Here is a 14,055-nt window from a genome sequence, read left to right on the forward strand (position 1 = left end):
ATGTCTAATACGGCCTCGTTGCGGCCCCGGCCGGTCGCGTCCGAGCACACCCCGCTGAGGGCACGCAACGTCGCCTTCGACTGGGCGGACACCCCTCTGCACTGGATACCCGGCGACCCGGACAGCACCCACACGATCAACGTGCTGCACCTGCTGCTGCCCGCCGGCGAGCGCTGGTTCGTGCACGTCTACAAGCAGGTGCTGCCGCAGATCCGGGACGCGCGGCTGCGGGAGGACGTGATCGGGTTCATCGGCCAGGAGGCGATGCACTCCCAGGCGCACGACGACGTGCTGCCGCACCTCAAGCGGCTCGGCCTGGACCCGACCCCGTACACCGCGCAGGTCGACTGGCTCTTCGAGAAGCTGCTCGGCGACCGCACCCTGCCGCCGGGGCGGGCGAGCCAGTGGTGGCTGATGGAGCGCGTCGCGATCATCGCCGCCATCGAGCACTACACGGCCTTCCTCGGGGACTGGGTGCTCAACGCGGAGGCGCTGGACGCCAAGGGCGCCGATCCGACGATGCTGGACCTGCTGCGCTGGCACGGTGCCGAGGAGGTCGAGCACCGCTCGGTCGCCTTCGACCTCTTCCTGCACGTGGACGGCGGGTACCGGCGGCGGGTGCGGACCTGGGCCACCGCCTTCTCCGCGCTCGTCTTCCTCTGGCAGCGCGGCACCCGCTTCTTCATGGAGAACGACCCTTCGCTGCCGGACGGCAAGGCCAGCTTCAGGGAGTTCTTCCGCGCGGGGCGGCAGGGCGTCCTGCCCGCTCCCGGCGCCATGGCCCGCTCCATCCCCCAGTACCTCAGCCGCACCTACCACCCCTCGCGGTACGGCAGTACCGAGCAGGCCGCCGCCTACCTGGCCGGCTCCCCCGCCGCGACCGCCGCCGAGAACCGCCCGGTACCGCACCCGGCACCGCACCCGACACAGCACTCGACAGGAGCCGCCTGAGATGCCGCCCCTCCCCCGGATACGTACGGTCCTGGTCGCCGCCGGAGCCGCGCTGGTCGTCCAGCGGGCCCTGCGCCGGCGTATCGGCCGGTCGCCGCTGTGGCCGATGCCCGCGCTGGAGCAGCCCGTCTCCGGTCAGGGCCGGGGCCGCTCCGGTCCCCTGCAACTGCTGGTCGTGGAGCGCGCGGAGGAGGCCGAAGGCGTCGTACGGCTGCGCCTGGAGGGCGACGGCCTGCCGGGCTGGGAGCCCGGGGCCCACCTCGACGTGGTCCTGCCCTCGGGGGCCGTACGCCAGTACTCGCTGTGCGGCAGCCCGGCCGACACCGGCTCGTACACCATCGCGACGCGGCTGATCGAGGACGGCCGGGGCGGGTCGCGCGAGGTGCACGAGCAACTGCACGAGGGCACGACCGTCGAGGTGCGCGGGCCACGCAACCGCTTCCGGCTGGAGGAGTGTCACGCCTACCTGTTCATCGCGGGCGGCATCGGCATCACGCCCATCCTGCCGATGCTGCGGCAGGCCGAGTCCGAGGGCGTGCCGTGGCGGCTGGTGTACGGCGGGCGGTCGCGCGCGTCGATGCCGTTCCTGGCGGAGATCGAGAAGCTGGCGGGCGCGGCGTCGGACCGGGTGACGGTGGTCGCCGAGGACGAGGACGGCCTGCCCGACCTGGCGGGCGCGCTCGCCGACGCGCCGCCGCACGCCGCCGTCTACTGCTGCGGTCCCGATCCGCTGATGGACGCCGTGGCCGGGCTGCTGCCGCGGGGGGCGCGCGGACTGACCCTGCACACCGAGCGGTTCGCGCCGGTCGCGGCGCCGGCGCCGGGCGAGGACGCGGAGTTCGAGGTGGAGCTGCGGCGCACCGGCCGCACGGTCACCGTCCCGGCGGACGGCAGCGCCCTGCGCGCCATCCGCGAGCAGGCCCTGCCGAACCTCCCGTACTCCTGTGAGCAGGGCTTCTGCGGCACCTGCCAGCAGCGGGTGGTCTCCGGCGAGGTCGATCACCGCGACGAGCTGCTCACCGACGCCGAGCGGGACGACTCGATGCTGATCTGCGTCTCGCGGGCCCGGGGCGGACGTCTGGTGCTCGATCTCTGACGTCCGTCCGCGGGGCCGGGGCCCCGCCGTCCGGCCTCCGATCGCTCGATTCCGCGGCGCGTCCCCGGTCGTTAGGGTGTGCGCATGACCAACGGGGCGCGCCGCAGGATGGGTGTCGAGGAACGACGCGAGCAGTTGATCGCCGTGGCGCTCGGCCTGTTCAGCCACCGGGCACCGGAAGAGGTCTCGATCGACGAGATCGCCGAGGCGGCCGGTATCTCCCGGCCGTTGGTCTACCACTACTTCCCGGGCAAGCAGAGTCTGTACGAGGCGGCGCTGCGCCGGGCGGCCGACGAACTGGCCGCCCGCTTCGTCGAACCGCACGAAGGGCCGCTCGGCGCCCGCCTGCTCCGCGTGATGGAACGGTTCTTCGACTTCGTCGAGGAGCACGGTCCCGGCTTCTCCGCGCTGATGCGCGGCGGTCCGTCCATCGGCGCGATGGAGGCCGTGGGGTCCGGCCGGACCAGCGCGATGATCGACGGGGTGCGCCAGGCCGCGTACGAGCAGATCCTCTCCCACCTCGGGGTGGAAGGGCCCGCTCCGCGCATGGAACTGGTGGTCCGCTCCTGGATCTCGCTCGCCGAGACCACCGCGCTGATCTGGCTCGACAGCCGCGCCATCCCGCGCGGCGAACTGGAACGCCAGTTGGTCCACGACTTCGCGGCACTGGCGGCGGTGAGCGCCGCGTACGACGAGGGGATGGCCGCGGTCCTGGGCCGGGTGCTGGCCGACGAGCCGTCCGACGGGCCGTTCGGCGACCTGCTGACCCGGCTGATGGCGCTGGCGCCGCAGCCGTCCTGAGGCGGGCGGGCCCGGGCCGGCGCCGCTGCGGCACAATCCGCGCATGGACATGATCACCTTCCGCCTCGCCACGGACACCGGAGCCGACGTGGCCGCCCTCGTCGCGCTCTACGACGGCGCCGCCCGCTGGATGCGGGGCCGGGGCATCGACCAGTGGACTCCGGGCGAGCGGGACGCGGAGCACTTCCGGCTGCGGATCGAGCAGGGCGAGGTCTGGTTCGCCGAGGTGGGCGGGGAGGTCGCCGGTGCCTGGGAGCTGTGGTGGGAGGATCTGCCCGCCTGGGGTCCGCAGCCGCCCGTCGCGGGGTATCTGCACCGGCTGATGGTCGACCGCGACCGGGCGCCGGCGGGCACCGGTCGCGCGATGCTGGCCCGTGCCGAGCGGCGGATCGCCGAGGCGGGCCGTCCGTTGAGCCGCCTCGACTGCAAGTCGGGCAATCCTCGGCTGCGGCCGTACTACGAGGGTGCGGGCTACCGGGTCGTCGGCGAGCAGCGGGCGAAGGAGGGCTCGGACGGGAGCAGGTACACCGTCACGCTGCTGGAGAAGCGGGTGCTCTGACCAGGGGCGTAGGCGCGGGCGCAGGGGGCGTACACCCGGCGCACTTCACCGGCGCGCGCTGGTCCGGCGTGCAACCGGGGCGGGTTGTACGGCCCTTTGTCCGGCGCCGCCAGGGCTTTCGGACAATTCCCGGACGGCGCACAGTGGTGTCACCGGGGCCTGAGGGCACGGGATCACGGGGGCCCATGGAGTCCGCTCCGGCGGACGGATGGGGGAACCATGGGGGACGATCCACGGGGGAATCAGGCCCCGGAACCGCCGTCGGCGGACGGGCCGTCCATGGGCAGGGCGGCCCATGGACGGCCCCACACTGCGGCGGCCGCGTGCGGCGGTCGCCCATGAGCAGGAGGGCCGTTCACCGCGCGGCGAACACCGCGACCGTCCGCGCCGGGACGCCGAACGCCCCCGTCCGCTTCTCGTACGAGGCCGTCTTCACCACCGGGTCGGCGCCGCGCGCCTGCACGCGGTGCAGGCCGTACCGCTCGCCGGCGAGTGACGGCAGGCGCTGGAGCTGCCGCTGCGGCGTCGCGTTGAAGACCACGACCAGCTTGCCGAGCCGCATGGTCACGACGCCGGGTGTCTCTTCCGTCCCCGACAGCGGGAAGGAGAGCGCCTCCTGCACGGCGGCGGCGCTGTCCAGCCCGAAGGCCGGTTCGGTGGCGTGGATACGGAGCAGGTCGCGGTAGGCGGTGGAGGCGGCCTTGATCGGCTTGCAGCCGGGGCGCAGGGCGGGGTCGGCGAGCAGGGGCCGGGCGTACGGCCATGCGGCCTTGTTCTCGGCGGCGGGCGGCAGTCCGCGTCCGAAGCCGTTGCCGTCCCGGCAGTTCCAGTGCAGGGCGTTGAACCAGTCGCCGCTCTCGTAGGAGTTGCGGTCCAGCGACTTGGAGCGGAGCAGGTCCGTCCCGGCCTGGGAGAGGGCCGGGCCCTGGGAGAGCGCGGCGGTGGCCAGGGCGACGACCTGCATACGGGCGCGGTCGGCGGCCGGGGTGCCCGGCGGGAGTTTGTAGGCGAGGGCGTCGTAGAGCGTCTCGTTGTCGTGGGCGTCGGCGTAGGCGAGGGCGTCACCGGGGGCGGCGGCGTACCCGGCCGGGCTGCCGTTGTAGTCGACGTCCGCCCCCTTGACCGTCCGGCCCGAGGTGTCGGTGAAGGTGTAGTCGGCGAGGTTGCCGGTGAGGCCGACCTTGAGCAGGTCCTGGTAGTGGAGCAGGCGGGCGCGCTGTTCGGCCGGGGTGCCGTTGGCGGGCGAGGCGTTGGGGTCCGTGTGGAGACCGGAGGCGAAGCCCTGGACGCGCGGGTCCGCGTCGAAGGGCCCGCCGCCGCGTACGGCGTCCCGGGCGCGGTCGTTGAAGGTGGCGATTCCGGTGCCCGCCATGTTCCGCTGGGTGGCTTGTACGAAGCGCGCGTCGTCCGCGACCTCACCGAAGTTCCAGCCTTCCCCGTACAGGACGACCGCCTTGCCGTCCACGCCGTCCTTGGCGGGGGTCAGCGCGTCCAGAGCCTTGCGTACGGCGAGGATGTTGGCCTTCGGGTGGTGTCCCATCAGGTCGAACCGGAAGCCGTCGATCTTGTACTGCCGGGCCCAGGTGACGATCGAGTCGACGACGAGCCGGCCCATCATCGTGTGTTCGGGCGCGGTGTTGGCGCAGCAGGTGGAGGTGGCCACGGAGCCGTCGTCCAGCAGCCGGTGGTAGTAGCCGGGCACGATCCGGTCCAGTACGGACAGCGCGTCCTGGCCGCTCGCGGCGGTGTGGTTGTAGACGACGTCCATGACGGTGCGCAGTCCGGCGGCGTTCAGGCCCTGCACCATGCGGCGGAATTCGCCGGTCCGGGCCCGTGGCGAGTCGGGGTCGGAGGCGTACGAGCCTTCGGGCACGGTGTAGTGGAACGGGTCGTACCCCCAGTTGTACGCGTCGCGGGCGGCGGTCTTGCCGACGCACTCCTGCTGCCGCTCGGAGTCGGCGGGCAGCGCCGCCAGGTCGCAGTCCGGGCGGGCCTGGTCGGAGCGCCGTTCCGGGATGGTCGCGATGTCGAACGCGGGCAGCAGGTGGACGTACGAGGTGCCGGCGTCCGCGAGGGCCTTGAGGTGCCGCATGCCGTCCGAGCGGCGGTCGGTGAAGGCGAGGTAGCGGCCGGGGTGGCGCGAGGTGCGGTCCTCGACGGAGAAGTCGCGAAGGTGCAGTTCCTGGATGCGGGCCCGGTTCAGCGGCACCGCGGCGGGTTTCTTCAGCCGGTCCCACCCCTTGGGCGCGAGGCGCGGGTCGGCGAGGTCGACGACGAGGCTGCGGGTGGAGTCGGCGGTCAGGGCGGTCGCGTACGGGTCGGTGACCTTGTTCGTGACGAAGCGGCCGACGGAGGGCGCCCAGACGGTGACGACGTACCGGTACGGCTTGCCCGCCCAGCCGCGCGTGCCCCGCGCCTGCCACACGCCGCTCGCGTCGTCCCGCCGCATCGGGACCGTACGGCCGTCGAGTTCGAGCGCGACGGTGCGGGCGGTCGGTGCCCAGACGGAGAGGGTGGGGCGGCCGCGCCGGAAGACCGGGCCGAGCGGTGTCCCCGCCGCGGCCGGGGCGTACAGGTCGTCCAGTACACCGGGGATCTGTACGCCGGTGCTGACGCGCCGCCCGTCGGCGTCCGGCTGGACGGCGACGAGCCGGTCGCGCAGCGCGGTGAAGGTGAACCTCCGGTCACGCGGGTCGACGGCGAACGCCGGGAAGTTCCGCAGGTGCGGATACGCGGCCTGCTCGTCCGGGGTCAGGACGCTGGACGTGAGCCGTATCCGCTGAACCCCCCGCCCCTCCCCTTCCGCCCCGAACTCCAACTGGGCGTCCGCCCGCCGGGCGCCTTTCCAGACCAGGGTGTCGCGGTCGATCCACTGCGCCGCCGCCGTGGCGGGAGCCGGTGGCGGTGCGGCGTTCGCGGGGGGCGGGGCGGGCAGGACCGCCGCGCACAGGGCCATGGCCACGACTGCGACGGTACGGCGGAGGGTGCGCCTCACGTAAGGACTCCTTCAGGACGTTCGGGACGTGCCGGGCGGGCCGGGGCGGGGTGGCCGGCGGCCCCGGCCCGCCGCCTCGGACGACGGGCGCCGGGCGCGGGACGTCGGGCGTCGGGCGTCGGTCAGCCGCAGCTACGCGCGCCGACGTGCAGCGCCAGCGCCGTGTTCGGGGCGACCGTGGCGGTGAAGCGGCCGTCGCCGTCCACCGTCACCGGCCTGCGGCTCTGTACGTCGCAGTACGGGCCGGCCGGCAGCCCGGTCTGGAACGTGCGGGTCAGCGCGCTGCCCTCGTGGTTGACGACCGCATAGCCCTTGTCGCCGCGCCCGAAGGCGATGGCGTCGTTGCCGTTGTCCCACCAGTGGGTGACGGCCGTGCCGTGGGTCGCGTTGCGGAAGGCGACCATGCTGCGGATCTCCGGCCAGTTGTGCTGGCACTTCCAACCGTCCTGCCAACAGCCCTCGACCGTGCCGCCGTTGGGCGGCCCCGCGTCATGGTCGGAGAACTCGTACCCCGAGTGCACGTCGGGCGCTCCGTACGGCCAGGCCAGCATGAAGACGTTGGCGAGGGTGTAGTCCGCGCCGTCCTTGTAGCTGAGTGTGGAGCCGTTGCGCTCGGTGTCCCAGTTGTCGACGAAGACACCGGACCGCGCGGAGGGCAGGTAGGCCCAGCCCTCGCCGAAATTCTTCAGGTAGGCCAGCTTCTCGTTCTGGAACACGCGCTTCAGGTCGCGGCCGTACCGGAATTCCTGTACGTCACCGTTGCCCAGGTACTCGGCCGGGGAGACGGCTTCGCCCTCCCCGTATATCGCTTCCTGCTTCCAGTAAACGGAAGGGTCCTTCAACTGCCGCTTGATCGCGGCGAGATCTTCCGCCGGCATGTGCTTCGCCGCGTCGACGCGGAACCCGTCCACACCGAGTGACAGCAGGTCGTTCAGGTACGTGGCGATCCGGGACCGGACGTACGGCTCGGCGGTGTCCAGGTCCGCCAGGCCGACCAGTTCGCAGTGCTGCACGTTCCAGCGGTCGCGGTAGTCCGTGATCCGCCCGGTGCAGTCGTCCATGTCCTGGCGCTGATAGGTCCCCGGGTAGTCGTACTTCGTGTACGACGAGCCGCCGGTGCCGGTGCCCGAACCGGCCGACATGTGGTTGATCACCGCGTCCGCGACCACCTTGACCCCGGCCGCGTGACAGGTGTCCACCATGTCCTTGAAGGCCGCCCGGTCACCGAGCCGTCCGGCGATCTTGTAGCTGACGGGCTGGTACGAGGTCCACCACGGGCCGCCCTGGATGTGCTCGGTGGCCGGCGACACCTCCACGAAGCCGTAACCGGCGGGCCCCAGCGTGTTCGCGCACTCCTTCGCGACGGACTCGTAGCGCCACTCGAAGAGTTCGGCGGTCACGTCCTTCACCCCGGGGGGCGCCGCGTTCGCGGGCTGCGGCGGCGGCGCGAGGACGGCCGCCGCCGCACCGGAGAGAAGCGCGAGCGCGGCGGCCACGGGTCTGCGCGCGGGGTGCCTGCGGCGGGTGGGGGCCATGGTTCCTCCTGAGGGGGTGGGAGGTGTTCAGCCGTTGTTCTATCCGCCGTGGTTGATTGTTGCAAGAGTTTGCGCAAGAGATTGCAGCGGCGTTACGGCGTGCCGGTGCCACGGCGCCCCGGCGGTCCCCACCACCAAAGCGCCGCGCCCGGCGGGGTGTACAGCCTCGCGGCCGCACGTACCGCCGGGCGTGGAGGTCGATGGTGCTCCCGATGGAGCGCCGGTACCGTCGGTGGCATGGGGGATGACATACGGCGCCGGGACATCGACGAGAAAACCGTGACGAACGTGTTCAGCGCGGAGGTCAACCACGGGCTGGTGATCCAGACCGGCTCCTTCGAGGGTGACCTCCATGTGCACACGCCGCCGGGGCGGAGCCCCGAGGAGGAATCCGCCATGGCGGAGCTGCGGCAGCGCATGGCAGCCCAGGAGGAGGCCGAGCGGGAGGCCGAGTGGCGCAGGGAACGGGAACGTCAGCGCCGGCGGCGGAGCCAGGACATCGCGAGCGCGCTGCACGCCCAGGAGGAACGAGTGCGGCCCGTCAGGGCGGTGGTTCCCGTCGTGGCCGCTGTTCTGGTGGTCGTCCTGCTCCTGGTCGGGAACTTCTCCGTCGTCTCGTTCGCCGGAATCGCCCTGTGCGTCACCTGCGCGGCCGTCGCCCGCTGCGCCCCCACCCCGTTCCTGGAGAAATTCCTCGGCGACCGGTGATCCCGGCGGACGGCACCCGGAACGCGGAAAGTCCGCTGCCCCGGTGCGGCACACCGGGGCAGCGGACTTTCACGGAGCGATCAGCGGTCAGCGGTAGTAGATGGGCATGATCGTCTCACTGTCGTCGCACCACACCTCGTGGTACCCGTTCGCCCGGGCGCCCGGGAGTTCCTTCGCCTCGCACTCCCCCTTCGAGGGGTACTTCTCGGCGCCGGCGGGAATCCAGCCGTCACCGGGCGGCGGGGCGGCGGAGGCGGTGGTGGCGGTCAGGGGAACGGCCACCGCCGCGGCACCGACAGCCAGCCCGACACCGATACGCGTACGCCACGACTTCATCATGATCTCCAGCTGGTCTCTGAACTCTTGTCCGCAACATTCCGAGCTGCCCCGACGAGCACCGGCGGTTACGCGTGGGCGCTGATCACCCCACCGCCGCTGAGCACGATGGGCACGCCGTTGGCGACGACCCCGGCGTCCTGCTGGTCGGCCTCGACCGTGCCGTACACCGCGCCTCCCCTGCCGAGGATCTGCGCGCGGTAGTGCAGTTCACCGACCTTGGTGACCTTGGCCGTCCAACCGCCCGCCAGCTTGAAGGTGCCCGGCCCCTGGTGTCCGCCGCCCATCCAGGAGTGCACCTTGCCGTCCAGCGACAGCACGACGAACATGTCGTTGGCGTCCAGCCCGGCGTCACGCTGCTTGGTCTCCAGCGTGGCGAGGACGTCACCACGGGCGACGATCCTGGCCCGGTAGTGCTGGTCACCGAGCCGGCGGACCTCCGCCTTGCTGATGCCGTCCGCCAGGGGCACGGTGCGGACCGGCGCCCCCGCCTTGGCTTCCTCGGCTCCCTTGGCCCCCTTGGCCCCCTTGGCCTCGGAGCCCCGCGTTCCCGCGGAGGTGGACTGCGTCCCCACGGACGAGGCCGCGTCGCGGGACTCGGCCACCGTACCCATGCCCGGCTGCCCCGCGGCCTTGGTGCCGGTGGTGTCCGAGCCGGAGCAGGCGGTCAGGGACAGGCCGGCCGCCGCGACCAGGGCCGCGGCGGCGACCCGCAGCGTACGGCGACGTGCGGTGCGGACAGTGGTGCTGGCGCTCATTCGAACCCCCGGTGCAGTCGGTGACGTCATGTTTCCTCGGAACGTCACCGACTCTGCCCGGGACCACTAGCGCACAACTGCCGCTCCGCTAACACCCGGCTAACACGGCTGCGCGAAGCGGCTGAACGCCGTACGGCCCCCGAAGGGCCGACCGCCCCGGACAACCTGACCCGAACCGTCGTTGACCGCGCCCCGCACCGGCAGTTGCATGGAACGCGCCCCTGACGCCCCGCGGAAGGACGGTGGGTGCGATGGCGAACGACGCCCTCGACCGCAAGTTCAGCCTCCTCTTCGACTGGTTCGACCGCACCGAGGACGGCTGGCTCACCCATGAGGACTTCGAGGTGATGGGCGGACTGTTCATGGCGGTGGCCCGACCCGAGGACCACGAGAACCGGGCCGCGCTGCGCGAGGCGTTCGGCAGGTGGTGGGAGCTTCTGCGCGACGCCGGCGGCACGGACGGCGAAGGCCGGGTGGGCCGCCGGCCGTTCATCGGCCTGATGCGCTCGCACGTCACCGACCCGAAGACCTTCGAGCACGTCGTGCTGCAGATCGTCGACGCCCTCATGCGGGCGCTCGACACCGACCGCGACGGCGTGCTCACCACCGAGGAGTACGTCCGGATGTACGAGGCGCTGCACATCCCCCGGGAGATCTCCGCCCCGGCCTTCCGGCGGCTGGACCGCGACGGCGACGGCGCCATCAGCCACGCCGAGTTCCGCAAGGCCATCGAGGAGTTCTACCTCAGCCCGGACCCTGACGCCCCGGGCGACTGGCTGCTCGGTTCACCGCTCGGCGGGTGAGCGCGGCCTTCCCGGGCCGCACGGCGTAGCCCGCGTCTGCCGCCGTCAGTCCGACACCTCATGCGCCGTCACGCACTCTCATGCACCGTCAAGAACACTCCACGGGCCCGCTCCCCCGACGCCTCGGTCCACGTCGCGCTGATGTGGCCCAGTGTGGACCCGCCGTCGGTGTCGCCCGGTGCCAGGACGCGGTGTACGCGCAGGACCAGGGGGCGGGCGGAGCGGACGAGGATGTCGGTGGCGGACGGGGCCGGGGTCACCGAGGCGGGGCCCGGTACGGTGCCGTGGCCGGTGCCGGCGAGCTGCGCGTGGACGGTGGGGTCGAGGGCGTCGCTGACGCTCTGGGCCTGGGCCACGGCGTCGCCCGTGAGGAGGGCGAAGAGCTGGGCCACCAGGACCGGGTCGTGGGTGCCGTCATAGGCCCAGCGCTTGCCGAGTACGCCGTGCTCCAGGGTGCCGATCAGCGCGTGGTCGGCGCCGGGCAGCGGTGCGCCCCGGTAGGTGAGCGGGACGTGGTAGTGGACCGGTGCGGCGCCGGAGGAGTCGGTGGCGACCATGAACTCCATGCCGACCTCGCCCTCCGGGTCGTCCAGCCGGAAGCCGCCGGCCTTGGTCAGGTCCGGGGCGGTCCCGTCGCCCGCGTACCAGGGCTGTTCGGGCAGCCAGGGGGTGAGGAGTTCCAGCTTGGTGGGTGAGAGGGTGGTGTGGTGGATGACGGCCATGGTCCGGCACCTTCCCGTAAGCGGCGGCGGTGATCGCGTGATTGCGGGGTCATCCTGCCACCCGTGGCCGTGCGCGCTACCCCGCCGTCTCCGGGAGCCGGGCGGTCGATCCCCGTACCACCAGCTCCGGCTGGAAGACGAACTCCGTGTGCCGGTCGGGCGGACCGTCGCCGTCCGCGCGGGTGCGGATCTCCTCGATCAGCGCGTCCACGGCTGCCGAGGCCATCGCCCGTACCGGCTGGCGCACGGTCGTCAGTGGCGGGTCGGTGAAGGCGATGAGCTGGGAGTCGTCGAAGCCGACGACGGAGATGTCGGAGGGGACGTCGAGGCCGCGCTGGCGGACCGCCCGTACGACGCCGAGGGCCATCAGGTCGCTGCCGCAGACGACCGCCGTGCAGCCCGCGTCCAGCAGGGAGGCGGCTGCCGCGTGGCCGCCTTCGACGCCGAAGAGGGTGTGGCGGGTGAGCCGTTCGGCCGCCCCCTTCCGCAGGCCGAATTCCTCCCGCAACGCCGCCGCGAAGCCTTCGGCCTTGCGGCGGGACGGTACGTACCGGGCCGGGCCGACCGCCAGGCCGATGGTGCGGTGGCCGAGTTCGGCGAGGTGGCGTACGGCCATGCGGGAGGCCGCCCGGTCGTCCGGGGAGACGAAGGGTGCGGTGATGTCCTCGTGGTAACCGTTGATGAGGACGTACGGAAGGCCGCGGTCGGTGAGGCGGGTGTAGCGGGCGGGGTCGGTGGTGCTGTCGGAGTGGAGACCGGAGAGGAAGATGATGCCGGTGACACCGCGGGCTTCCAGTTGCTCGACGAGTTCGTCCTCGGTGGCGCCGCCGGGGAGCTGGGTGCACAGGACGGGGGTGTAGCCGTGGCCCGCGAGGGCCTGTTCGATGAGCTGGGCGAAGGCCGGAAAGATCGGGTTGGTCAGCTCCGGGACGATCAGGCCGACCAGTCCGGCGCTGGTGCGCCGCAGGCGCACGGGGCGTTCGCCGCCGAGCAGGTCGAGGGCGGCCAGGACCCGCTGCCGGGTGCCGCGGGCCACGCCCGCCCTGCCGTTCAGCACCCGGCTGACGGTCGCCTCGCTGACCTGCGCCTGCGCGGCGATGTGCGCCAGCCGGGGGCCGTTGCCCCCGGCCGGCGGTGCGTCGGGCCGGTCGGTCACGCTTCCCACCACACGGCGGTGTCCGCCGGGAGGGTCGGTTCGTCGTCGACGGTGAGGAGTTCGGCGGAGGAGAGGAGGGGGCGCCAGTCGGGGTGGACGGGGGCGCGTACGGGGTCGGGGGTCGTGTTGACCGTGCAGACGAAGCCGCCGGGGCGGCGGAAGGCCAGGACGCCTTCGGGCGCGTCCAGCCATGCGACCCGGTCGCCCGCCCCGAGCCCGGGGTGGGTGCGGCGCAGCCGGAGGGCCGTACGGTACAGCTCCAGCATGGAGGCCGGGTCGCCGGTCTGGGCGGCGACGCTCAGGCCCGCCCACTCCGGCGGCTGCGGGAGCCAGCTGCCGCCCGTACCGAAGCCGTACGGGGCCGTGTCGCCGGACCACGGGATCGGTACGCGGCAGCCGTCGCGCAGGCCGTCCTGGCCGTCGCCGCGGAAGAACGCGGGGTCCTGGCGGACCTCGTCGGGCAGGTCGGTGACCTCGGGGAGGCCCAGTTCCTCGCCCTGGTAGACGTAGGCGGAGCCGGGGAGGGCGAGCATGAGGAGGGCGGCGGCGCGGGCGCGGCGGGCGCCGCCGCCGAGGCGGGTGGCGTGCCGGACCACGTCGTGGTTGGAGAGGACCCAGGTGGTGGGGGCGCCGACCGGCCGCACGGCGTCGAGGGAGGCGTCGATGACGGCGCGCAGTTCGGCCGCGTCCCAGCCGGTGTTCAGGTAGTGGAAGTTGAATGCCTGGTGGAGTTCGTCGGGGCGGAGGTAGAGGGCGGTGCGGTCGGCGCTGGGGGTCCAGGCTTCCGCGACGCCGATGCGCTCGCCCGCGTACTCGTCCAGGACACGGCGCCAGGAGCGGTAGATCGCGTGGACGCCGTCCTGGTCGAAGAAGGGCAGGACCTGGTTGCCGAGGAGTTTGAGCTGGTCGGTGCGGCCCGTGTCGGGCAGCCCCGGGGCCTTGACCAGGCCGTGGGCGACGTCGATGCGGAAGCCGTCCACGCCGAGGTCGAGCCAGAAGCGCAGGATGGAGCGGAACTCGTCCTGGACGGCGGGGTGGTCCCAGTTGAAGTCGGGCTGTTCGGGAGCGAACAGGTGGAGGTACCACTCGCCGTCGGCGACGCGGGTCCAGGCGGGTCCGCCGAAGACGGACTCCCAGTCGTTGGGCGGGAGTTCGCCGTTCTCGCCGCGGCCCTTGCGGAAGTGGAAGCGGTCCCGGAGCGTCGAGCCGGGGCCTTCGTCCAGCGCCTGCCGGAACCAGGCGTGCTGGTCGGAGCAGTGGTTGGGGACGATGTCGACGATAATGCGCAGGCCCAGGGCGTGGGCGTCGCGGATGACCGCCTCGGCGTCGGCGAGGGTGCCGAAGGCCGGGTCGATGACGCGGTAGTCGGCGACGTCGTAGCCCGCGTCGGCCTGCGGGGAGGAGTAGAACGGGCTGAGCCAGACGGCGTCGACGCCGAGGTCCCTCAGGTAGGGAAGGCGGGTGCGGATGCCCGGGAGGTCGCCCATGCCGTCGCCGTCGCCGTCGGCGAAGCTGCGCGGGTAGACCTGGTAGATCACCGCGTCGCGCCACCACTGGGTGGCACCGGGTGCGGTCGCGTCCGCGGCGTCGGCGGGCGCTCCGGTGGCGTGGTGCTGGGTGGTCTGGGTGGTCATG

General features: G+C 72.7%; 13 protein-coding genes. 6 read left to right on the forward strand and 7 right to left on the reverse strand.

Features of this window, described 5'->3' with window-relative positions; all coding sequences use genetic code 11:
• The 4 genes from AB0A97_RS02270 (at position 1) to AB0A97_RS02285 (ending at position 3,407) form a co-directional block, all read left to right on the forward strand.
• Positions 1 to 951, forward strand: coding sequence for a metal-dependent hydrolase (locus AB0A97_RS02270; RefSeq protein ID WP_361143241.1), 951 nt, complete (start codon positions 1 to 3; stop codon positions 949 to 951).
• A gap of 1 nt (position 952) precedes the next feature.
• The gene (locus tag AB0A97_RS02275) at positions 953 to 2,047 is read left to right on the forward strand and encodes a PDR/VanB family oxidoreductase (RefSeq protein ID WP_361143243.1); all 1,095 of its coding nucleotides are present in this window, start codon (positions 953 to 955) and stop codon (positions 2,045 to 2,047) included.
• Between the two features lie 84 nt (positions 2,048 to 2,131).
• Positions 2,132 to 2,848 (forward strand): TetR/AcrR family transcriptional regulator, encoded by a 717-nt coding sequence (locus AB0A97_RS02280; protein WP_361143245.1) that lies wholly within the window; start codon positions 2,132 to 2,134, stop codon positions 2,846 to 2,848.
• A gap of 43 nt (positions 2,849 to 2,891) precedes the next feature.
• Positions 2,892 to 3,407 carry a GNAT family N-acetyltransferase gene (locus AB0A97_RS02285; RefSeq protein ID WP_361143248.1) on the forward strand — a complete coding sequence of 172 codons (516 nt, stop codon included), beginning with the start codon at positions 2,892 to 2,894 and terminating at the stop codon, positions 3,405 to 3,407.
• A gap of 355 nt (positions 3,408 to 3,762) precedes the next feature.
• Here the strand turns inward: AB0A97_RS02285 and pulA are convergent, their stop codons facing one another.
• Positions 3,763 to 6,363, reverse strand: coding sequence for a pullulanase-type alpha-1,6-glucosidase (pulA, locus tag AB0A97_RS02290; RefSeq protein ID WP_361145180.1), 2,601 nt, complete (start codon positions 6,361 to 6,363; stop codon positions 3,763 to 3,765).
• Positions 6,364 to 6,524: 161 nt separating this feature from the next.
• Positions 6,525 to 7,937 (reverse strand): alpha-amylase family protein, encoded by a 1,413-nt coding sequence (locus AB0A97_RS02295; protein ID WP_361143251.1) that lies wholly within the window; start codon positions 7,935 to 7,937, stop codon positions 6,525 to 6,527.
• Between the two features lie 237 nt (positions 7,938 to 8,174).
• Between AB0A97_RS02295 and AB0A97_RS02300 the strand changes: the two genes are divergently transcribed.
• A complete protein-coding gene (locus AB0A97_RS02300; protein ID WP_361143254.1) occupies positions 8,175 to 8,645 on the forward strand; it encodes a hypothetical protein in 471 nt (156 codons plus the stop codon).
• Positions 8,646 to 8,732: 87 nt separating this feature from the next.
• Here the strand turns inward: AB0A97_RS02300 and AB0A97_RS02305 are convergent, their stop codons facing one another.
• Positions 8,733 to 8,984 carry a hypothetical protein gene (locus AB0A97_RS02305; protein ID WP_361143256.1) on the reverse strand — a complete coding sequence of 84 codons (252 nt, stop codon included), beginning with the start codon at positions 8,982 to 8,984 and terminating at the stop codon, positions 8,733 to 8,735.
• Between the two features lie 65 nt (positions 8,985 to 9,049).
• On the reverse strand, positions 9,050 to 9,739 hold the full coding sequence (locus AB0A97_RS02310; RefSeq protein WP_361143259.1) for a hypothetical protein: 690 nt from the start codon (positions 9,737 to 9,739) through the stop codon (positions 9,050 to 9,052).
• A 251-nt stretch (positions 9,740 to 9,990) separates the two neighbouring features.
• Here AB0A97_RS02310 and AB0A97_RS02315 point away from each other — a divergent pair, with 251 nt between their 5' ends.
• Positions 9,991 to 10,542 carry an EF-hand domain-containing protein gene (locus tag AB0A97_RS02315; RefSeq protein WP_361143262.1) on the forward strand — a complete coding sequence of 184 codons (552 nt, stop codon included), beginning with the start codon at positions 9,991 to 9,993 and terminating at the stop codon, positions 10,540 to 10,542.
• 68 nt (positions 10,543 to 10,610) lie between these two features.
• Here AB0A97_RS02315 and AB0A97_RS02320 read toward each other — a convergent pair whose 3' ends face one another.
• The 3 genes from AB0A97_RS02320 to AB0A97_RS02330 form a co-directional block, all read right to left on the reverse strand.
• On the reverse strand, positions 10,611 to 11,264 hold the full coding sequence (locus tag AB0A97_RS02320) for a 1,4-alpha-glucan branching protein (RefSeq protein ID WP_361143264.1): 654 nt from the start codon (positions 11,262 to 11,264) through the stop codon (positions 10,611 to 10,613).
• A gap of 76 nt (positions 11,265 to 11,340) precedes the next feature.
• A complete protein-coding gene (locus tag AB0A97_RS02325) occupies positions 11,341 to 12,420 on the reverse strand; it encodes a LacI family DNA-binding transcriptional regulator (protein WP_361143267.1) in 1,080 nt (359 codons plus the stop codon).
• Positions 12,417 to 14,054, reverse strand: coding sequence for a glycoside hydrolase family 13 protein (locus AB0A97_RS02330; RefSeq protein ID WP_361143270.1), 1,638 nt, complete (start codon positions 14,052 to 14,054; stop codon positions 12,417 to 12,419). The genes AB0A97_RS02325 and AB0A97_RS02330 overlap by 4 nt, the downstream gene beginning before the upstream one ends.
• Position 14,055 lies beyond the last annotated feature (1 nt).

Origin of the sequence: Streptomyces sp. NPDC045470 (genome assembly GCF_040646595.1) — a bacterium.
Lineage (GTDB): Bacteria > Actinomycetota > Actinomycetes > Streptomycetales > Streptomycetaceae > Streptomyces.